At 70.1% G+C, this 19,856-nt stretch carries 18 protein-coding genes; 5 read left to right on the forward strand and 13 right to left on the reverse strand.

Features of this window, described 5'->3' with window-relative positions:
* Window positions 1-50 precede the first annotated feature (50 nt).
* From ABNF93_RS07745 to ABNF93_RS07760, 4 genes are all read right to left on the reverse strand, one after another.
* Window positions 51-1,214 (reverse strand): acyltransferase family protein, encoded by a 1,164-nt coding sequence (locus ABNF93_RS07745; RefSeq protein ID WP_349327033.1) that lies wholly within the window; start codon window positions 1,212-1,214, stop codon window positions 51-53.
* A complete protein-coding gene (locus ABNF93_RS07750) occupies window positions 1,214-3,325 on the reverse strand; it encodes a bifunctional polysaccharide deacetylase/glycosyltransferase family 2 protein (RefSeq protein WP_349327035.1) in 2,112 nt (703 codons plus the stop codon). The genes ABNF93_RS07745 and ABNF93_RS07750 overlap by 1 nt, the downstream gene beginning before the upstream one ends.
* 113 nt (window positions 3,326-3,438) lie before the next feature.
* Window positions 3,439-4,254 carry a hypothetical protein gene (locus ABNF93_RS07755; protein ID WP_349327037.1) on the reverse strand — a complete coding sequence of 272 codons (816 nt, stop codon included), beginning with the start codon at window positions 4,252-4,254 and terminating at the stop codon, window positions 3,439-3,441.
* 530 nt (window positions 4,255-4,784) lie between these two features.
* Window positions 4,785-5,411, reverse strand: a complete 627-nt coding sequence (locus ABNF93_RS07760) for a nucleotidyltransferase family protein (RefSeq protein ID WP_349327039.1) — start codon at window positions 5,409-5,411, stop codon at window positions 4,785-4,787.
* Between the two features lie 122 nt (window positions 5,412-5,533).
* Between ABNF93_RS07760 and ABNF93_RS07765 the strand changes: the two genes are divergently transcribed.
* Window positions 5,534-6,469, forward strand: a complete 936-nt coding sequence (locus tag ABNF93_RS07765) for a cation diffusion facilitator family transporter (protein WP_349327041.1) — start codon at window positions 5,534-5,536, stop codon at window positions 6,467-6,469.
* Window positions 6,459-7,049 carry a signal peptidase II gene (gene lspA / locus ABNF93_RS07770; protein ID WP_349327042.1) on the forward strand — a complete coding sequence of 197 codons (591 nt, stop codon included), beginning with the start codon at window positions 6,459-6,461 and terminating at the stop codon, window positions 7,047-7,049. Before ABNF93_RS07765 ends, lspA begins: the two co-directional genes overlap by 11 nt.
* Here the strand turns inward: lspA and ABNF93_RS07775 are convergent.
* Complete coding sequence (locus tag ABNF93_RS07775; RefSeq protein ID WP_349327044.1) at window positions 7,036-7,440, reverse strand: MerR family transcriptional regulator; 405 nt, start codon at window positions 7,438-7,440, stop codon at window positions 7,036-7,038. The two genes, lspA and ABNF93_RS07775, sit on opposite strands and share 14 nt — an antisense overlap.
* 163 nt (window positions 7,441-7,603) lie before the next feature.
* On the opposite strand from ABNF93_RS07775, the gene ahcY reads away from it, so the two are divergent.
* Window positions 7,604-9,040 carry an adenosylhomocysteinase gene (ahcY, locus tag ABNF93_RS07780; protein ID WP_349327046.1) on the forward strand — a complete coding sequence of 479 codons (1,437 nt, stop codon included), beginning with the start codon at window positions 7,604-7,606 and terminating at the stop codon, window positions 9,038-9,040.
* A gap of 101 nt (window positions 9,041-9,141) precedes the next feature.
* Here ahcY and ABNF93_RS07785 read toward each other — a convergent pair whose 3' ends face one another.
* A complete protein-coding gene (locus ABNF93_RS07785) occupies window positions 9,142-10,083 on the reverse strand; it encodes an RDD family protein (protein WP_349327048.1) in 942 nt (313 codons plus the stop codon).
* Window positions 10,084-10,192: 109 nt separating this feature from the next.
* Here ABNF93_RS07785 and ABNF93_RS07790 point away from each other — a divergent pair, with 109 nt between their 5' ends.
* The gene (locus ABNF93_RS07790; RefSeq protein WP_349327049.1) at window positions 10,193-11,194 is read left to right on the forward strand and encodes a stage II sporulation protein M; all 1,002 of its coding nucleotides are present in this window, start codon (window positions 10,193-10,195) and stop codon (window positions 11,192-11,194) included.
* A gap of 27 nt (window positions 11,195-11,221) precedes the next feature.
* On the opposite strand, the gene ABNF93_RS07795 is transcribed toward ABNF93_RS07790, so the two are convergent.
* Together ABNF93_RS07795 and ABNF93_RS07800 are read right to left on the reverse strand one after the other, a co-directional pair.
* Window positions 11,222-12,445 carry an MFS transporter gene (locus tag ABNF93_RS07795; protein ID WP_349327051.1) on the reverse strand — a complete coding sequence of 408 codons (1,224 nt, stop codon included), beginning with the start codon at window positions 12,443-12,445 and terminating at the stop codon, window positions 11,222-11,224.
* A complete protein-coding gene (locus ABNF93_RS07800) occupies window positions 12,438-13,193 on the reverse strand; it encodes a DeoR/GlpR family DNA-binding transcription regulator (protein WP_349327052.1) in 756 nt (251 codons plus the stop codon). The genes ABNF93_RS07795 and ABNF93_RS07800 overlap by 8 nt, the downstream gene beginning before the upstream one ends.
* Before the next feature lie 122 nt (window positions 13,194-13,315).
* Between ABNF93_RS07800 and ABNF93_RS07805 the strand changes: the two genes are divergently transcribed.
* The gene (locus ABNF93_RS07805) at window positions 13,316-14,110 is read left to right on the forward strand and encodes an LLM class flavin-dependent oxidoreductase (protein WP_349327053.1); all 795 of its coding nucleotides are present in this window, start codon (window positions 13,316-13,318) and stop codon (window positions 14,108-14,110) included.
* A gap of 19 nt (window positions 14,111-14,129) precedes the next feature.
* Here the strand turns inward: ABNF93_RS07805 and ABNF93_RS07810 are convergent, their stop codons facing one another.
* From ABNF93_RS07810 to ABNF93_RS07830, 5 genes are all read right to left on the reverse strand, one after another.
* Window positions 14,130-15,425 (reverse strand): DUF58 domain-containing protein, encoded by a 1,296-nt coding sequence (locus ABNF93_RS07810; protein ID WP_349327055.1) that lies wholly within the window; start codon window positions 15,423-15,425, stop codon window positions 14,130-14,132.
* A gap of 10 nt (window positions 15,426-15,435) precedes the next feature.
* Window positions 15,436-16,428, reverse strand: coding sequence for an AAA family ATPase (locus ABNF93_RS07815; RefSeq protein ID WP_349327056.1), 993 nt, complete (start codon window positions 16,426-16,428; stop codon window positions 15,436-15,438).
* 86 nt (window positions 16,429-16,514) lie between these two features.
* On the reverse strand, window positions 16,515-17,819 hold the full coding sequence (locus ABNF93_RS07820) for a DUF4350 domain-containing protein (protein WP_349327057.1): 1,305 nt from the start codon (window positions 17,817-17,819) through the stop codon (window positions 16,515-16,517).
* Window positions 17,816-18,502, reverse strand: coding sequence for a DUF4129 domain-containing protein (locus ABNF93_RS07825; RefSeq protein WP_349327059.1), 687 nt, complete (start codon window positions 18,500-18,502; stop codon window positions 17,816-17,818). Before ABNF93_RS07825 ends, ABNF93_RS07820 begins: the two co-directional genes overlap by 4 nt.
* Window positions 18,502-19,770 (reverse strand): hypothetical protein, encoded by a 1,269-nt coding sequence (locus ABNF93_RS07830; RefSeq protein WP_349327060.1) that lies wholly within the window; start codon window positions 19,768-19,770, stop codon window positions 18,502-18,504. Before ABNF93_RS07830 ends, ABNF93_RS07825 begins: the two co-directional genes overlap by 1 nt.
* Between the last annotated feature and the right edge of the window lie 86 nt (window positions 19,771-19,856).

Genomic DNA, 19,856 nt, shown 5'->3' on the forward strand with positions numbered 1-19,856 from the left:
CGTGCGGTGGGGCTCGGCGCGCGCGTCGACCTTCACCGCACAGCCGTCCGTCACCCGAGACGGGGAGATGGGGTGAGGGTGAGATCCCGCGTCGGCCAGAGCCGGCGCCGGCGCCGGGCGGCGAGGTCCTCGACCCACCCGACGGCGACGATCGCCACCGCGATCAGGGGCCACGCCACCGCGAAGGAGAACCATGCCGAGTCGAGGGGCAACACCTCTTCGAACAGCGGAACGTCCCACATCGTGTCGATGACGAGAACACTGGCGACCAGCGCGACCTCGTGCCAGAGGTAGACCGTCACGGCGCGGGCGTTGAACAGGTTCACCGCCGCGGCCACGGGTCGCCAGCTGACGAGGTGCCCGAACCAGCGGCGCGGGTCGGGCCGGAATCTCAACAACAGCCAGACGAATCCGAGCGACCAGAACGCCTGGCCGAGCGGGATCTCACCCAGGTCGTACCCCTCCTCGGTGGGATGGGTGAACGCGAACCAGCCGCCGATCGCCATGCCCACCACCGCGAGTGTCGACACCCACGCGGCCGGCAGCCGGTCGACCAGGCCGTCACGGTGGGCGAAGCCGAGCAGCCAGCAGGCACCGAACGTCGCGAGGTCGGTGAGGTTGGTCGCCACGGTCTCCAAGCTCTCCGGCACGAACGACGACCCGGCCTGCGCGACGACCGCCAGGCCGAGAAATCCCAGCACCGACGCCCAGGGCAGCCGCCGGAACGTCGGCAGCAGCACGGGGGAGAGCAGGACGAACCAGACGTACGTACGCACGTACCACAGCGGTCCGGTCACCTGGAACGCCCACGCATTGGCGGGCGGGTCGGCGAGGGGCACGATCCAGAACAGCAGCCGCGACCACCACGCGAGACCGTCCTCCTCTCGTCCGGGGCCCCAACCGTGCAGCAGCATCGCGCCCACGACCAGCGCACCGAACAGCCAGAACGGCAGCAGCAGCCGCCGCATCCGACCGCGTACGACGCTGACCGCTGGGCGGTCGAGCGACCGCGCCATCAGCGAACCGGCCAGGGCGAACATCACGCCCATCGACGGGAAGAGCAGGCTGAGCCAGGCCCACCCGAAGGCGTGGTAGGTCACGACCCGGACCAGCGCGACGGCGCGCAACAGGTCGAGGTACGGATCCCGTTGCCGGCCATGCGCCGCCGCCGGCGGCACCGGAGAGGTCGCCGACATTGGCATCGTGGCGGTCATCAGGCGGACACCTTGTGCCGGGACGAAGGGCCGGCGGGCACGCCGACCTCACCGGTACGCCGGAGCTTGTGCCAGTAGAGGCGTCCCCCTGTCACCGCCGTGAGGCACGACTGCAACAGCACGAGGTACATCACCTGGCGATAGCACAGCTGCTGCAACGGCAGTGCCCAAAGAGGCCGCAGCTTCTCGCCGTCGAGCCGGAACGCATACACCGCACACGCCGCCTGCACACCGAGCACGCCGCACCAGATGAGCGCGGTACGCAACGGATCCTGGAAGAGCAGGCCGTAGAGGGTGAAGATGTCGATCAGTGGCGCGAACAACGGCATCAGCACCTGGAACACCGCCACCAGCGGCAGGCCCACCCGGCCGAACCGACCGGAGTGCCCGCGATCGAACACGGCCCGGCGGTGCTTCCACATCGCCTGCATCGTGCCGTAACTCCAGCGGTAGCGCTGCCGCCACAACTGGCTCAGCGTGCCAGGTGCCTCGGTCCAGGCCCGTGCGTGCTCGGCGTAGACGACGTCCCAGCCTGCGCGGTGCAGCGCCATCGTGACGTCGGTGTCCTCGGCGAGCGTGTCGTCGCTCATCAGCCCCGCGTCGCGCAGGGCGGACCGGCGAAACGCGCCGACCGCACCGGGGATGCACGGCATGCAGCGCAGGACGTCGTACATCCTGCGGTCGAGGTTGAACCCCATGACGTACTCGATGTGCTGCCAACGGCCGATCATCGTGTCGCGGTTGCCGACCTTCGCGTTGCCGGCGACCGCGCCGATCCGTGCGTCCGCGAACGGCTTGATCAGCTCGCCCACGGTGGTGGGCTCGAAGACCGTGTCGCCGTCCATCATCACGATGATCTGGTGCGAGGCCCACGAGATCCCGGTGTTGAGCGCCGCCGCCTTGCCGGCGTTCTCCTGGCGTACGACGGTGACCGAGGGCAGGCCGAGCGCCTCCACGATGTCCGCCGTACCGTCGGTCGAGCCGTCGTCGACCACGATGATCTCGAGCGGATGCTCGCGGGGCGCCAGGGAGAGCACGGTGTTGGCGATGCATTCGCGTTCGTTGTAGGCGGGAACGATGATGCTGACCGGTTCGGTGACCGCGGGTCCCCAGGTGAAGCCCGGACTGTTGCGTTGCCGCGCGTGTCGACGGGCAAGCACGAGCATCGTCGCGAACCGGGTGAACATCGCGATGCCTACGAGCACGAGCAGCACGACCAGTGCCGGCACCAGCGCGTCGGAGATGGTGACCGCCCCGACGAGGGCGAGACCGCGCCAGCGTTCGAGGCCGGTGACGCCATGGTGGACGCTCTCAGCGCCCAGAGCCTCGGCCACCGTGGTGAACCGGTAGCCCTGGTCCTTCAGCTGGGGAATGAGGACGTCGAGCGCCGCGACCGTCTGAGACCGGTCGCCGCCGGAGTCGTGGAGGAGTACGACGGCTCCGTGGTCGTCGGACTTCGGTGTCGCGCGTTCGACGATCGCCTCGACGCCGGGCCGCTGCCAGTCGAGGCTGTCGGTGTCGTTGAACGCGGTGATGTAGCCCTTGGTCCCGAGGTACTCCACAACCGGCCAGGACAGGTTGTCGAGTGCATCTGCGAAGGAGGAGTACGGCGGGCGGAAGAGGGATGTCCTGATGCCCGCGGCCCCGGCGAGTGCGACCTGCGTCTGCGCGAGCTCGCGGTCGATGCGTTCCTTCGACTGGTAGACGAGGTCGGGGTGGGAGAACGTGTGGACCCCGATCTCCTGGCCCGAGTCCACGAGATCGCGGACTACCCCTGGATTCCGGGCCGCCATCTGCCCGACGACGAAGAACGTCGCGTGCACCCCGTGTTTCTCCAGCACCGCAAGGACCTTCGGCGTCCAGACGGGGTCCGGGCCGTCGTCGAAGGTGAGGACGACGGTCTTCGCCGGGATCTGGTGGTGGTGGGGCCGCGCGTGGGTCGTGTCGAGGATGGGCCCGCCCTCGAGCACCTTGGCGGGGACCCGGTCGTAGGCGACCGGCGGGTGGACGCGGTGGTCCGCGGCGAACTCACCGTGGACGTAGCCCTCGAGCAGCAGAACGCACAGGAACGCGACCAGGACGACGACGGGGGTGAGGCGCAGCCGCGGCACCCGCCATCGCGGGGTCGGCGGAATGCGAGGTGCCTGAGGGGGGTCCTGGTGTCGTGCGGGGTCCTGGTGTCGTGCCATGCGTTCCGACCGACCCAGCCCGAAGCGATGGCCGCTCACCCTGCCCGTCCATCAATGGGGGCCCCGACGGCGAACCACGGAACGGAGAACGTCGTGAGGGCGTCCAGAGTGCCGCCGAGGATCGGCAGTTCCGTCGTCTCGCCGCCTGCGCCGTCCTCCTCGCCCGTACCGCCGGAGGGCTCGCTGCCGCTCTCGCCGGGGTCGGTGTCCGGTGGCTCCGTGACGGTGGGAGTGGGCTCCGTGGTTGGTTCGGGCGTCGGCGTGACCGTCGGCTCCGGCGTCGGAGTTTCCGCGGGCTCGGGCTCCTCTGCACCGCCGCCCGACTCCTGCGGTGGGAGGTTCGGCTCCGCCGGATCCCTTCCTGGGCCGGGATTGGGCGCAGGTGCTGGCGCCGGCTTCGGTGCGGGGCCGCTCTTCGTCGGTAAAGCTGGTCCCCCGGTCGTCGTCGCTACCGGCTCGGCTCCCGGGTACGTGTCCCACGAGCCGACGGGTTCCGGTGCGGCCGGCACGGCTTCGTCTGCGGTGACAGCCTTCTTGGGCAGTGGCGCCGCCTGCGGCTTGTCAGGTTCGTCCGCGGGCTCGATGCGAAACGACGTCGACGGCACGCCGGGCAGGGGAAGGAGCGTGCTGGGAGCGATGGCGGCGGCGCCGACGAGGCTGAGGCCCAGCACAGTGGTGTAGGCCGCGCACAACCCGGTGACGCCAAACTTGACGAGGCGTACGACGCGGGCGCGGCGACCTGTCGAGTCGACGAATACCGGGTCGCGCTGTGTTTCGGCGCCTTCACCAAAGAATGCGTAATCGTTTGATGACGGTACGGAATGATGGACGTCATTGCGTGGACTGGGCACGACAGATCCCCCCGGATGTGTGCTCGAGAATCGCTCGATCCACTACGGGACGCGTAATGGAGACATGGTGTTGGTAGGAGAGTCGCTGGCTTGTCGTTGGCGTGATCATCTCGCCATCGATTGTTCAGACTAGGTGCGGCCAGACGCTTTTGTCGGACCTTTCGGAGAATTGCGTCTGGGGTATCAGTTCAGGCATTCGTGAGGTCGGCGCAGGTCGACCCAATGACCCGAATTGTGGCGAGCTGGTGGCCGTGTCGAACTGCGAGGCTGGCGGTCGCGATCCATTCAAAATGGCGGATAACGGGTGAAGGGCGGGACTTTTGTCACGAGTTCGGCCGGGCATTGGTCCAACCGCCGTGGTGGTCTGATTGCACACCGTGGTGGTCGGTGAATAATGAGCGAGATCGCCGTGGGGATGGAGAGAGCGGGTGATAATCCGAGGGTCTGCACAGCTATTGCGGAAAGCAACGTGAATTGCACGTCGGGTGACTGAAAGGCATTCGAAGTGTCAGGGGCGACGGGTTTCCTGGCTACCGCGAATCCGGCCACGGGATCACGCGCAGCTCGGGCCATTCGCGCAGCCACCGAGCAGTCTTCGACAGGTAGACCTCCCGCGGCGCGACCCCGCTCATGTTCGGACGGAGCACCAGCCCGAAAACATCGGACAAGCCATGCGGCGCATATGTCCGCCACCTTTCGGTGTCCGGGTCGAGACGTACGCCCACACAGCAGGTGCTCACCGGGAACGAGTCGATCGCCTCCTCGGTCGAGGCGTACGTGGGACAGGGAATCCCGAACCGCTGCGCGTACCACAGGTGCACCCGCGCCTCGTTGCGGATCTCCACCTGGGCGTCGATACCTGCGAAGGCGTCAGCGCCGCTCCGAATCACCGCGTCCTCGGCAGCCCACGACAGGTCGCTGTCGTCGAAGTAGAACAGGTCGTAGTCCTTGATGCCCGCCGTCGGTGCGCGTCCGGTCATGGCGTTCCAGACGGTCTGGACGAGGCATCCAGCGGTGAGATACCACCCTGGCAGGGCGAGTTCGGCTGCCCGGTGAAGCACGTCGACCAGGACCGGATTGGATCCGAGCGTCTCACGGAGGAGCCGGATCTGGTCCTCGAGTGAAAGTCGGGCCGGGTGCAGGTCGAGGAGGTCCACCACGGCAGGATAGGGGCGCCGTCCGACGTCCGACGGATGCGGGAGGGCGCTGACGGCCCGGCATGTCCGCTTGCACATCCGCTGCACATCCGCCTGACGGCGCGACCGAGAGGGAAGGGCATATGAGCGCAGAAGGGGGCACCAAGGCCATCGTCGCGGCCTTGCTGGCCAACCTCGGGATCGCGGTGACGAAGTTCCTGGCGTTCCTGCTCACGCGGTCGTCCTCGATGCTGGCGGAGTCGATCCACTCCGTCGCCGACGCGTCCAACCAGGTGCTGCTGCTCGTCGGCAAGAAGCGCTCCGAGCGGGACGCGACGCCGCTGCACCCGTTCGGCTACGGCCGCGAACGCTACATCTATGCGTTCATCGTCGCGATCGTGCTCTTCAGTGTGGGTGGGCTGTTCGCGTTGTACGAAGGCTGGCACAAGATCCAGGAGCCGCACGCGTTCGAGAGATGGCAGTGGGTACCCGTCACCGTCCTCGTGGTGGCCATCGTCCTGGAGTCCTTCTCGTTCCGTACGGCCATCGTGGAGGCCAACAAGGTCCGCAACGGTGCGTCCTGGGTCGCGTTCGTCCGGAGGGCGCGGAGCCCGGAGCTTCCGGTCATCCTGCTCGAGGACCTCGCGGCACTTCTCGGCCTTGTCCTCGCGCTGATCGGCGTGAGCCTCACCCTGATCACCCACAACGGCGTGTGGGACGGAATCGGCTCGGTCGCGATCGGTCTGCTGCTGGTGTGCGTCGCCGTCGTCCTCGCCGCCGAGATGAAGAGCCTGCTGATCGGGGAGTCCGCGACGAGCGAGCAGGAGCAGGCGATCGAACGCGCCATCGCGGCCGAACCGCTCGTCGACCGCATCATCCACATGAAGACCCTGCACCTCGGCCCCGAGCAGCTGCTGGTGGCGGCGAAGATCGCGGTTGCCGCGAGCGACTCGGCCCATCAGGTCGCGGCCGCCATCGATGCCGTGGAGGAACGCATCCGGGCCGAGGTCCCGATCAGCACGGTGATCTATCTCGAACCCGACCTCGACCGAGCCGCGTCGACGGCCGATGGCCGGTGACGCGACGCCGGCACCGGTCGAAGGAGAGCCGGCGAATCTGACGGCGCGGCGGCGGCTCGGCGTCTTCTCTCTGGTAGCCGGCGGCGTTCTCGGCCTCGACATCGTGACGAAGGTCCTTGCCGTCTTGCACCTCGAGGGCCGGGAACCGGTTCGCGTCCTGGGTGGGCTCGCCTACCTCCAGGTGATCCGTAACCCCGGTGCGGCGTTCTCCATGGCGTCGGGCCTTACGGTCGTGTTCGCGCTCTTCGCCGTCGCTGTCGTCGTGGCCCTCGGGTGGATCGCACCGAAGGTGCGGTCGGCGCTCTGGGCGGTCGCGCTCGGGCTGGCCCTCGCCGGCGCGTCGGGCAACCTCGTCGACCGGCTCTTCCGTGCGCCCGGACCGCTGCGTGGACACGTGGTCGACTTCGTCTCGCTGCTGCGGCCCGACGCCGGGTTCTTCCCGATCTTCAACGTCGCCGACGCGGCGATCAGCTGTGGCGCCGCACTCGTCGTGCTGTTGACCCTCCTCGGCCGGTCCTACGACGGGACGGTGGTGCGGAGCGGGTGGAGGCGGTCCGATCCCACCGCTATCGACCCCTGATCCGCCGCGGCGGGGGGAGTACGCCGCTTCTGCCGAGCCAGCGCAGCGCGCGTTCGCGGTCGATGTCGACGGCACGTTCCGCGGGCGTGGGGACCCGGCCGAGACGTTCACCGAGCTCGCGGACGGCGGCACCGGTCGCGGGCTCGGCCATCGCCCGCAGCGCGAACGCGAGCGCGACCGGGCTGATGTCGTAGGCCTCCTCGAGCTGGACGGCGAACCTGATCGTGGCGAGGTCCTCCTCGGCGTACTTCCGGTGCCGGACGGTCGGGCTGCCGTCACGTCGGGTGTTTCGTTCAGGCGTACGACCGGGAGGGACGAGGCCCAGCTGTTCGCGGTAGCGGAGCATCCGGGGGGACATGCCGAGCGCCTTGGCCGCATCCGTGATTCGCATGAGCGTAATTCTGACATCATTGCGTCAAGAAGTCGTGTCTTCGCTGTCGCACGGGCAGTGTCGGCCATAGAGTCGCTGACGGACCTGGCCGCGGCACAACACCACCGAAGCGGCCACACACCCGGCATGAAGGACACAGATTCATATGGAGGGCAAAAAGCCCATGACGTTCGATTTCAAGGTGAAGGACCTCGGCCTCGCCGAGTTCGGCCGCAACGAGATCCGGCTGGCTGAGCACGAGATGCCCGGCCTGATGGCGCTCCGCGCCGAGTTCGGCCCGAGTCAGCCGCTCGCGGGCGCGAAGATCATGGGCTCGTTGCACATGACGGTCCAGACCGCGGTTCTCATCGAGACGCTCGTCGCGCTTGGTGCCGAGGTGCGCTGGGTGAGCTGCAACATCTTCTCCACCCAGGACCACGCCGCGGCGGCGGTCGTCGTCGGGCCTCACGGCACGGTCGACGCACCGGCCGGCGTACCCGTCTTCGCCTGGAAGGGCGAGACGCTCGAGGAGTACTGGTGGTGCACCGAGCAGGCGCTCGACTGGCCGGGAGGCGAGGGTCCCAACATGATCCTCGACGACGGCGGTGACGCGACTCTCCTTGTGCACAAGGGTGCGGAGTACGAGAAGAACGGCGCGGTGCCCGACCCCTCGACCGCGGAGTCGGAGGAGTTCGCGATCGTTCTCCAGCTGCTGAAGGACTCCATCGCGAAGAGCTCCGGGAAGTGGACTGCCGTCGCGGCCCGCATCAAGGGCGTCACCGAGGAGACCACGACCGGCGTCCACCGGCTGTACGAGATGGCGAAGGCCGGAACGCTCGCGTTCCCCGCGATCAACGTCAACGACTCGGTGACGAAGAGCAAGTTCGACAACAAGTACGGCATCCGCCACTCGCTGATCGACGGCATCAACCGCGGCACCGACGTGCTCATGGGCGGCAAGGTCGCGGTCATCTGCGGGTACGGCGACGTCGGCAAGGGAGCCGCGGAGTCCCTGCGTGGACAGGGCGCCCGGGTGATCGTCACCGAGATCGACCCGATCTGCGCGCTGCAGGCGGCGATGGACGGCTACCAGGTCACCACGCTCGAGGACGTCGTCGAGACCGCCGACATCTTCATCACCACCACGGGCAACTTCAACATCATCACGGCTGAGCACATGAGCCGGATGAAGCACCAGGCGATCGTCGGCAACATCGGCCACTTCGACAACGAGATCGACATGGCTGGCCTGGCGAAGATCCCGGGCATCGAGAAGATCGAGATCAAGCCGCAGGTGCACGAGTGGAAGTTCGCTGATGGCCACTCGATCCTGGTGCTCTCCGAGGGACGACTGCTGAACCTCGGCAACGCGACCGGGCACCCGAGCTTCGTGATGTCGAACAGCTTCACCAACCAGGTGATCGCGCAGATCGAGCTGTTCACGAAGACCGACGACTACCCGATCGGTGTGTACGTACTCCCGAAGCATCTCGACGAGAAGGTCGCGCGGCTGCACCTCGACGCGCTCGGTGTGAAGCTCACCGAGCTCACCAAGGAGCAGGCGGCCTACATCGGCGTCGACGTCGCGGGTCCCTACAAGCCGGACCACTACCGCTACTGAGCCCGTCCGGCTGGGAGATGACCCAGTAGACAGTGACCTGTTGGAGGTTGGTCGGTCGCTATGCCGACGGACCTCCAGCAGGTCCTTCTTTGGTAGCGAGCTCAGCTGGGCGGTGCGAAACCTCGCTCGGCAGGGTCGTTCGCTGGGATGCCGGTGTGGTCACCCGACCCGGGGTGCCCGGCGGACGGTCCCCTGCCCTGCGGACCCGGAGCTTGGCTGGACTCGCCGGTGAGCTGCGGCCAGAGCTCCTGGGAAGTCTGGTGCGGCTGGGTCTCGTGCGGCTGGGAAGTCTGGTGCGGTTGTTGGCGGGCGAAGGCGCGGTTGCGACGTTCGCCGAGGATGGCGGCAAGGTAGGCCCAGGCGGGTACGCCTGGAGGCGGCGACGGCGAGACGTACTCCGCGACCGCTGAAGCAAGCCGGGCGCCGAGTGCATCCCTGGCCGGCGGCGCGAGGTCGTAGTAGCGGCCCAGGTAGTTCCGTGCCGACAGCGCCAGCTGGTCCGGCACCCGCGACAGCTCCGCCCGGGCCGCCCAGGCTGCGAGCTCTGCCGGAACGGGCGGCAGCGGGTTCGGCGCCCGCGGGCCGCGTTCCCTGAGCACGACGGTGCCGGCCAGCATGTCGCCGACCCGCTTCCCGCGGGCGTTCAGCATCGCGGTGAGGAAGCCGACACAACCAGAAGTCACCAGGAAGTCGACGAACACCCCGCACAGGGCCCGGACGAAGGCCTGCCGGAAGTGCACAGGTCCGCCGTCGTCACGGACGACCCGCAGCCCGAGTGCGTACTTGCCCACCGTCTTGCCCCGGGTCAGGGTCTCCATCGCCGTGTTGTAGCCCACGAACGTCATGACCGAGCACGCGACGGCGAGGCCTGCGATCAGCGACTCACTGGCGTCGTCACCGACGACGAAGGCGATCGGGACCAGCAGCACCAGGAACGCGATCGTCTCCAGGAGCAGGTCAATGCCCAGTGCGATCGCGCGGGTCGCCGGCCGGGCGATGGCAAGCTCGAGGACGACCGCCTCGCCAGTTACGAGTTCGCTCACCGCGGTCCTCTCCGTCGTCTTCCTGCCTACGCCTGTCCGGTGGTCGCCCTGGGCGGGGTCGGGTCGGGCGTGTCCTGCGCGTGAACTGGGGCTCCATTAGTGTGCCAGCGTGGATCTGGACGCGTACGTCGCCGCCAACCAGCCCGCCTGGGAACGCCTCGAGACACTGGTGGCGCGCCGTGGCCGGCTGAGTGGCGCCGAGGCCGACGAGCTGGTGATGCTGTACCAGCGGGTGGCGACCCATCTGTCCGTCGTACGCTCCAGTGCGCCGGATGCCGTGCTGGTGGGTCGGCTGTCCACGTTGGTCGCCCGCGCCCGTAGCGCCGTGACAGGGGCGCACACGCCGGCGTGGCGGGAGGTGGCGCGATTCTTCCTCGTGGTGTTTCCGGCGGCCGTCTACCGCAGTGCCCCCTGGTGGGTGCCGACCGCTGTGGTGTTCTTCGCGGTGAGCTGGGGGATCGGCTGGTGGGTGGCGGGACATCCCGACGTCCAGGCCGCGCTGGCGCCGCCGGAGGCGGTCAGGCAGCTGGTCGAGCACGACTTCGCCGACTACTACAGCTCCGCACCGGCCGCTGAGTTCGCGTTCGGCGTCTGGACCAACAACGCCTGGATCGCGGCAGGTTGCCTTGCCCTCGGTGTGTTCCTAGGCGTCCCCGTGATCAACATCCTGTGGCAGAACGCCTCCAACGTGGGCATCGCCGGCGGGCTCATGTGGGCCAATGACCGGGGGGATGTCTTCTTCGGCCTGATCACTCCGCACGGTCTGCTGGAGATCACCGCGGTCCTCGTGGCGGCAGGGGCCGGGATGCGCCTCGGATGGACGGTCGTCCACCCAGGTCCGCGTACCCGCCTCGTCGCCCTGGCGGAGACCGGCCGCGCGACCGTCGGCATGGCGCTGGGGCTGGCGGTCGTCCTGCTGGTGTCCGGGGTGATCGAGGCGTTCGTCACGCCGTCCGGGCTGCCGACCTGGGCCCGGGTGGGGATCGGTGTCGCCGCTGAGCTGGCGTTCATCGCGTACGTCGTGGTGCTCGGTGGGCGCGCGGTCCGGTCCGGCGAGAGCGGCGACGTCTCCGCCGCAGACCGGGAGGATGTCCTTCCCATGGCGGCCTGAGCCTCACCGCAAGGTGCGGGTCCGGGATCAGACCGCCGTCGACGGTTCCGGAGCGGGCGCATGGCGACGCATCCGCAGGGCACCGACCATGACCGCGGCACAGAGGATCGGTAGCAGGCCGAGTGCGAGCGGCAGTGACGTGACGTGGGCGAGAGTGCCGATCGCGGGCGGTCCGACGAGGAATCCCGCCCACCCGGCGGTCGCGACGGCCGCGATCGAGTGTCCCGCGTGGCTGCCGGAGCTCGCGGCAGCGGCGCTGAAGCAGACGGGCACGACGCAGGCGATCCCGAGACCGTAGACGGCGAGCCCGGCGAGTGCGGCGACGGGATGGCCGATGAGCAGAGCGGCAGCCAGCGCGAGCGCCCCGGCGGCGGCGAGGACCGCGACGACCGGGCCGCCGCCGTACGCGGCAACCCACCGGTCACCCATCGCCCGCCCGAACAGCATCGCGAGCGCGAACGCCGCGTAGCCGAGTCCCGCCACAGCTGCGGGTGCGTCGAGCGCGTCCCGCAGGTAGACAGCCGCCCAGTCGCCGGCGGCACCCTCGCACAGCAGTGCCGCGAACATGATGGCGCCGAGCAGCAGGAGCCAACGGTTGCCCCAGGGCAGGACGATGCGGTGGTCGTCGGCCGCCCGGTCGTCGCGGATCAGTGGCCGGGCCAGCAGCGGCGCGGCAATGGCCACCGCCGCTCCGATGAGGGCGAGCTGGGTGGCCAGGCCGAGCCCGATGCTCACGCCCAGGATGCCGAGTCCGGTGCCGGCGAACGCGCCAAAGCTCCACCAGGCATGGAAGCTCGACATGACGGGCCGTCCGTACGCCTTCTCGATCGCGACCGCCTGGGCGTTCATGGAGATGTCGAGCCCGCTCTGCATCGCCCCGAGCAGGCCGAGCGCGAGGAACAGGCCGAGCCAGGAGTCCGCGAGCCCGACCAGCGGTGCGACGGCACCGTAGCCGATCATCGTCACGATCATCGATCGCCGGCTGCCCGCCCGGGCGATGAACGTTCCGATCGCCAGCATCGCGAGTACCGAGCCGATCGGCCCGCCGAGCAGGGCCAGTCCGAGGGTGCCGTCGTTGAGGCCGATCCGGTCCTTGACCAGCGGGATGTGCGGCGTCCAGGACCCGAACACCACGGCATGCAGCGCGAACACGATCGATGTTGCCGTCCGGGCCTGGACGCGCCGGCCGGGCGTCGCCGCGCCAGGGGTCCGCTGTGGGGTGTCTGGGCTCGCCTTGGGTGCGTCAGGCACTGACGATCTCCGTTCCGGCGGTACGAAAGGCGGCGACCTGTTCCGCCGGGGCTTCAGGGTCGGTCACGATGACGTCAATCTGGTCTGGTGCGCAGATCCGGCTGAACGCGGTCGCGCCCCACTTGCTGGCGTCGGCGACCACGATGACCCGCTTGGCGGCGCGGATCGCCGCCCGTTTGACCGTCGACTCGGCGAGGTCGTGGCCGGTGAGACCGTCGCGGGCGGTGATGCCGCAGCAGCCGAGTACCACGGCGTCGAAGCGGAGCAGGTCCATCGCGTGCTCGGTGAGTGGCCCGACGAACGCGAGCTCCGTCGGTCGCAGGTCGCCTCCGGGCAGCACGAGCCGGATCCCCGCCACACCGGTCAGCGCGTTCGCGGTGTGCATCGAGAGGGGGACGACGGTGAGCCGGCGGTCCCTGCATGCCTGCGCCACCTCGAGCGCGGTCGTGCCGCCGTCGATGACGACGGTCTCGCCGTCGCGGAGGAGGTTCGCGGCCGCGCGGCCGATCCGGCGCTTGGGCTCGACCCCGGCCCGGCTGCGTACCGGGAAGGGCGTCTCCTCGCCGGTCAGCGCGCTGACGGCGGCGCCCCGGACCCGGCGGACCAGACCGTCGCGGGCCAGGGCGTCGAGGTCACGGCGCACCGTCATCTCGGAGCAGCCCACAAGCTGCGCGATCTCGGGGACGGTGACCCGGTCGCAGGCGCGCAGTTCAGCGAGGATCACACCCTGCCGATCCGAACTCTCCATGCGTTCATACGAACATCAACTGCGTTTGATCGCAATCCCCCGGTGAAGTCTCGGCAGCATCTGGACAGCGACTGGCCTTCGTACGAACGCGAGTGTCGGCACGGACTGGTAGACATCCGCCCATGCGCTTCGGAGTGAGCATGCCTAACTTCGGCGACCCCGCAGGGCTCGTCGACCTCGCCGTCACGGCGGAGGAGTCCGGCTGGGACGGCTTCTTCGTGTGGGACCACCTGCAGTTCGACGCCGCCTCCGGTCCACCCGTGCATGATCCGTGGGTTCTTCTCGGGGCGATCGCCGCCCGCACCACGCGGGTCACGATCGGCCCGTTGGTGACGCCGGTGCCGCGACGACGCCCGTGGAAGCTGGCCAAGGAGGTCACGACGCTCGACCATCTGAGCGGTGGCCGGGCGATCCTGGGCGTCGGGCTCGGTGTCCCCGTGGCAGAGGAGTTCACGGCGTTCGGTGAGCCGTCGGACCGGAAGGTCCATGCCGCGATGCTCGACGAGGGGCTGGAGGTCATCGACCTCCTGCTGCGCGGCGAACGCGTCGACCACGACGGGGCGCACTTCCACGTGCATGCACAGCTCGTGCCGGGCACCGTCCAACGGCCGCGGCCGCCGATCTGGGTGGCGGCGATGCTGCCGCCACGCGCGGGGGTGCGGCGGGCCCGCCGATGGGACGGCATCTTCCCCATCCACGCCGAGTTGGGTGCGCTCACCCCGGAGATGGTGGCCGGGCTGGCCGCCGAACTGGACTCACGCCCCGGCTACGACATCGTGACCGCGCTCGGGCCGGACTCCGACGTGGCCGCGCTCGAGAAGGCCGGCGCGACGTGGGCGATCGACGGTCCGTCGTCCCCGGCAGAGTCGTTCGACACGACGCGCCGCCGGATCGCCGAAGGTCCACCCGGACGCTGAGGCCCGGACGGCCAATGACCTAGAGGCGCCCGGCCTTCTTCAAGGCGAGATACGTGTCCGCCAACGCGGGCGCGATCTGGTCGGGCGGCTCATCGACGACCACCAGCCCGAGGCGTTCGAGCCGAGCCGTCACCTGTCGGCGTTCGGCACGTGCCTGCTCGGCCGCTGCCGCCGCGTAGACCGCTTCGGCGTCGCCGCGGCGCTTGCGCATCGCTTCGACCTGCGGATCGGACACGGCCGCGACGCTGACGAGGTGGCGGCGCGTCAATGGCCCAAGCACCGGGAGCAGACCTTCGTCGATGACAGCGGCGTCCAGTCCGGTCAGCAGGACAACGAAGGACCGCTGGGTGGCGCGGAGAGCGATGGCGGTCGCGAGTCCGCGGTGGTCGGTCTCGATGAGCTCACTGTCGACGGTCGCCATTGCCGCGCTGAACCTCGGCAGCACATCCTGCGGACCGGCGCGCGTGACGTCGACCCGGACCCGCCGGTCGTACGCCAGCAGGTCAACCCGGTCACCCGCCTTCGTCGCCAGGGCCGCGAGCAGCAGCGCGGCGTCCATCGCATGGTCGAGCCGGGGAGCGTCGCCGACCCGCCCGGCCGACGTCCGCCCGGTGTCGAGGACGACGAGGACGTGCCGGTCGCGTTCGGGCCGCCACGTGCGCACGACGACTCCCTGCCGCCGTGCCGTGGCCCGCCAGTCGATCGAGCGGACGTCGTCGCCGACTACATAGTCACGCAGCGAGTCGAACTCCGTGCCCTGCCCGCGCACGAGCACGCTCGCCCGCCCGTCCAGCTCACGCAGCCGGGCCAGCCGCGACGGCAGGTGCTTGCGCGACTCGAACGCCGGCAGCGCGCGGACGCTCCACGGCACCGCGTGAGAGCCCTGCCGGGCCGCCAGGCCGAGCGGCCCGAAGGCGCGTACCGTGACGCGGTACGCATGACGGTCGCCTCGCCGGGTCGGCCGCAGCCGGGTGGTCACGCGGCGCCGTTCCCCGGCCGGCAGGTCAAGCGCGTGCCGCTGGGTCACCGCACCGGCCGACGGCGGCCACGCGTCCCGGAGGACACCGCGTACCCGTCGCCCGCCCGGATGGGAGACCAGGAGCGACACCGCTACTTCGTCGCCCAACCGCACCGACGTCGCACCCTCACGGACGAACGTCAAACGGCGTACGGAACCGGCCAGCGCCAGGTCGACGAGCGCCAGCGCCAGGACGGCTGCCGTGACCGCGACGATGCCGAGTCGCGAGGGTTCGACGAACGCCACCACCGGCGCGCCCGCCACGGCAAGCAGCGCGGTTCGGGCCGTGAGTGCCATCGCGGAAGCCCTACCTGGGCACGGGGACGCTGGCCAGGATGCCGTTCAGGACCGCATCGGCGGAGACACCCTCGAGCTCGGCTTCCGGCCGCAGCTCCACGCGATGCCGCAGCGCCGGAAGGGCGAGGGCCTTGACGTCGTCCGGCGTGACGTAGGTGCGTCCGGAGAGCCACGCCCAGGCACGCGCGGCTCGCATCAGCGCCGTCGCGCCACGGGGTGAAACGCCGAGGCGCAGCGACGGGGACTCGCGGCTCGCCCGGCAGATGTCGACGACGTAGCCGAGGACCTCGGGATGGATCTGGACCTGTGCCACGGCCTGGCGAGCGGCGGCAAGCTCGGCCGGGCCGGCGACGGGTCGGACTCCTGCCGCGTCGAGGTCGCGCGGGTCGAAGCCGGCCGCGTGGCGGCCGAGGACCTCGACCTCTTCGGTACGGGATGGCAGAGTCAGCGACAGCTTGAGCAGGAACCGGTCGAGCTGCGCCTCCGGCAGGGGATAGGTCCCTTCGTACTCGATCGGGTTCTGCGTCGCGGCCACCACGAACGGGTCGGGCAGGGGGTGGGCCGTGCCGTCCACCGAGACCTGCCGCTCCTCCATCGCCTCCAGCAGGGCCGCCTGCGTCTTGGGGGGCGTCCGGTTGATCTCGTCGGCGAGCAGCAGGTGAGTGAACACCGGTCCCTTGCGGAACTCGAACTCCGCCGAACGCGTGTCGTAGACCAGCGAACCGATCACGTCCCCGGGCATCAGGTCGGGCGTGAACTGCACCCGTTTCGTGTCCAGTCGCAGCGCCGCCGCGAGGGCGCGCACCATGAGTGTCTTGGCGACACCGGGTACGCCTTCGAGCAGGACGTGTCCGCGACAGAGCAACGCGATGAGCAGGCCGGTGACCGCGGAGTCCTGTCCCACGACGGCCTTGCCGACCTCGGCGCGCAGGGCGACGAGGGCGTTCCGCGCGGACTCCGCGGTGGGTGTGGAGCGGCTGGTCGCGTCTCCTTCACGGGTCACCGCTTCTTCATGGGTCACCGCTTCTTCACGGGTCACTGTTCTTTCACCGGTCACAGCCGGTTGGCTGGGCGCAGCCGCCTGGTCGGTCACGATCGGCGTACCTCCTGCTCCAGGGTGTCGAGGGCGTCGGCGAGTCGGACAAGGCTGGGATCGTCGTGGGGTTCCGGACCGCCGGGCCCGGCCAGGAGCGAAGCGACCTGGGTGGGCGGCTGACCGGTACGGGCGGCGACGGCGGCGGCCACCACGTCGGGCGCGGTTCCTGGCGACAACCCCAGCCGGGCCGCCAGTCGGTTCCGCGACGCACCCCTCAGTGCGGCGGCGGCGACGTCCCGGGCCCGCGCACGATGGTAGAGGCGGGCGCGACCCTCCACCGCCTCGGATGCGCGGACGACGACCGGGAGTGGCTCGGCGACGACAGGGCCGAGCCTTCGGGCGTACGCCACCATCAGCAGCGCGACGCCCACCGCGACCTGCGCGACGCCGAACTGCAGCTCGGTGGGCAGCATCCGGAGTACGTCCGGTGGCGCACCCGCCTCGGGTCGGTCCGCGAGGGGTACGTCGCTGAGCGAGGGGATGTACCACACCAGCGTGCGGTGCCGGCCGAGCAGGTTGAGCGCGAGGGCGGCGTTGCCCTCCTCGCCCAGCTGGCCGTTGGTGAACGACACCGACGTCCCCACAATGTCGACCGTGCGTTCACCGCGAGGACGTACGCCGGTGAGCCGGACGATGGCACCTCTGGTGACGTCGCCGTAGCAGGTCGTGGCGCCCTCCGCCTCCGGGGCGCGGTACATCGGTCCGTCGACCCGGACGCTGCCGGCACGACGCGCCGCCGGGAGGTCGCAGCCGGGCTCACGCGTACGCGGAATGGCGGACCCGGCGGTCAGGGCCTTCGGGGCCAGCGCCGAGAGAACCTCCTCGCCGGGTTCGGCGAGGACGAAGTGGCGTGTCTCGGCGCGGGCCAGCCGCCGCAGCTGGGACGGAACAAGCAGGTCCGACTGGGTCACCAGGACGGTCGTGTCGCCGGCGGCGGACGCCAGTGCGGCGTCGAGGGTACGCACCCGTCGCACCTCGACGCCCTGGTCCGCGAGCAGGACGGCGAGTGCGCGCGCACCCGACCTGCGCGCGGACTCCGGATCGAGCGGACCACCGGTGGAGCGCCCCTGCAGGACGGCGATCAGGCCACCGACGATGACGAGGACCGCCGCGATGGCGAGTGGCCCGCGCAGTCGCCGCCAGACGTCACCGCGGGTCGGATCGATAGACCGACTCCGAGCCGGGTCAGCGGGTGCGCTCGCGGTGTGCTCGGTCGACGGGCTCGGCGTGCGGTCGCCCGTCGAGCTCGCGCTGCCGTCGCCCGCCGAGCTCGCGCTGCCGTAGACCGTCGGACTCATCGCACTCCTGCCCTGCCGGCGAGGGCGCCGCGCCCCCGGATCCGGCGGGCGAGGTCGTCGGCTTGCCGGATCGCCGCATCGTCCTCGGCCGCGGCCCTCCGGTCGCCGTAGGACACCTCGTCGAAGACCTGGGCCGCGGCACCCAGTGCACCCGCGGCCTCAGGGGCGAGCACGGAGACCTCGCGTGCGACCTCGTCGGCGGTGCGGCCGGGGCGCGGATCGAGGATCGTGCGTTCCTCGAGCTCGCGGACCAGCGCCCGGAAGCGTTCACGGCAGGCCGCGGCGTAGTCGCCCCTTCCGGCAGCGGCGTCGGCCGCCGCGCGGTGCTCGGCGGCGGAGCGTACGCGCCCGGCGAAGACGGTGTTCGCGGACACGCTCGCCGACCGCGCGACGGCGCCGATCCGCCACCGGATGATGATCACCGCGAGCACGAGGAGCGCCGCCAGCGCGAGGAGTCCCCAGGAGCCGCCGGGCGACATCTCGGCGAGGTAGCCGAGGAGTTGGGCGGCGTGCTCGAACAGCCAGCCGAGAACCCGGGAGACCACGCCCGGCTCGTCGCGGTGGTAGATGCTCTTGCCGAGCTCCTCCCGGGCCGCTCGGGCCGCGTCGTCCCGCCCGATGTCGATCGGCGGATCCGGCGCGGCGGCGGACCTTTCCACGATCCCGCCCAGAACCTGCGGCATCACGCGGTCGCCCAGGGCGAGGCCGCTCCGGTCGGTGTCGCCGCCGCCTGGGCCAGCTCGATGTCGAGGCCTTCGCTCCGCATCCTCGCATCGACGTACACGAGGACGGTGACCGCGGACAGGAACGCGACCTGGAGCACCATCGAGGCGAGGTAGCCGATGCCGAACAGCAGACCGGCCACGATGATGCCGGTCGTGCTCTCTTCGCCGAACCCGACGGCGGCGCCGCTCCCCGCGAACATCAACGCCGTCTGCAGGATCGACGCGATGACGCTGACGACCAGGTTCGCGACGAACAGCACTCCGAACGTCCTGAACGTACGGCCCTTGATGAGGTTCCACGAACGAACGATCGACGCGAAGACGCCCAGCTTCTCCTGGTGGCCGTCCGGCATGCCGGGGTGGGCAGGGCGGGACTCGAGCACGAGTGCGGCCGCGGCCACCGCCAGCCGGGTGCCGACGACGACCATGGCGAAGATGCCGCCGAGCGTCACGACGATGCCCAGCAGGACGGCGAGTGCCACATGGATGAAGGTGGCGGCGACGACGATGCCGACCAGCACGCCGATCGCGATGGTCCAGCCGAAACCGAGGACGAGCGTCAGCCCGAGCAGCCGGAGCAGGTGGGTCCGAGCCGTCGTCCACGCTTCGCCGACGGTGATGGGTCGGCCCAGGACGCCGCGGGCCACGGTGGCGGTGATCATGCCGGTGAGCACCATGCTGGCGATCCACGTCGCCAGCATCAGGCCGAACATGCTGGCACCGACCTGGATCCAGACGCTGTCGCTCACGTCGAGGAGTTCGTCGTCGCCCATCGCCATCAGGTCGCCGAAGCCGAGGAAGAACGCCGCGACGCTGGCGACGCCGACCACCGCCATGATCGCGGTGGACATCCCGAGCATGATCTTCGGATAGCGCTGGACGGTGGTGAACGCTCCGTCGAGCAGCTCACCGAATCCCAACGGGCGGAGGGGTACGACGCCCGGTTTGGGTGCCTGTGGCTTTCCCCAGGGAGTGGAGCCAGAGCCCCACGGCGGCGGTGGTCCCCAGCCCGCCGGAGGGCCGGCCGGTGCGCCCCAGCCGGGCTGGGCGGGTGGACCGGCCGGTGGCGGGCCGGGAGGGAATCCGTGGGGCGCGCTGGGCGCCGGCGGTGGACCGGGCGGCGCACCCGGCGGAGGAGCCTGGGGGGAACCCTGCGGAGGACTGTTGTGCGGGCCCCATTCACTGCCACCCGCCGGCGGGCCGGGTGGAGTCCCTGCTGCTGTCATCTCGCGCACCTCACGTGTGGTGGGGAACGGATCCCATCGTGGACGAACGTGCTCAGCACACGTCCCGGACGTGCTCGATACCCGTC

Source organism: Actinopolymorpha sp. B9G3, from assembly GCF_040120725.1.
Classification (GTDB): Bacteria; Actinomycetota; Actinomycetes; order Propionibacteriales; family Actinopolymorphaceae; genus Thermasporomyces.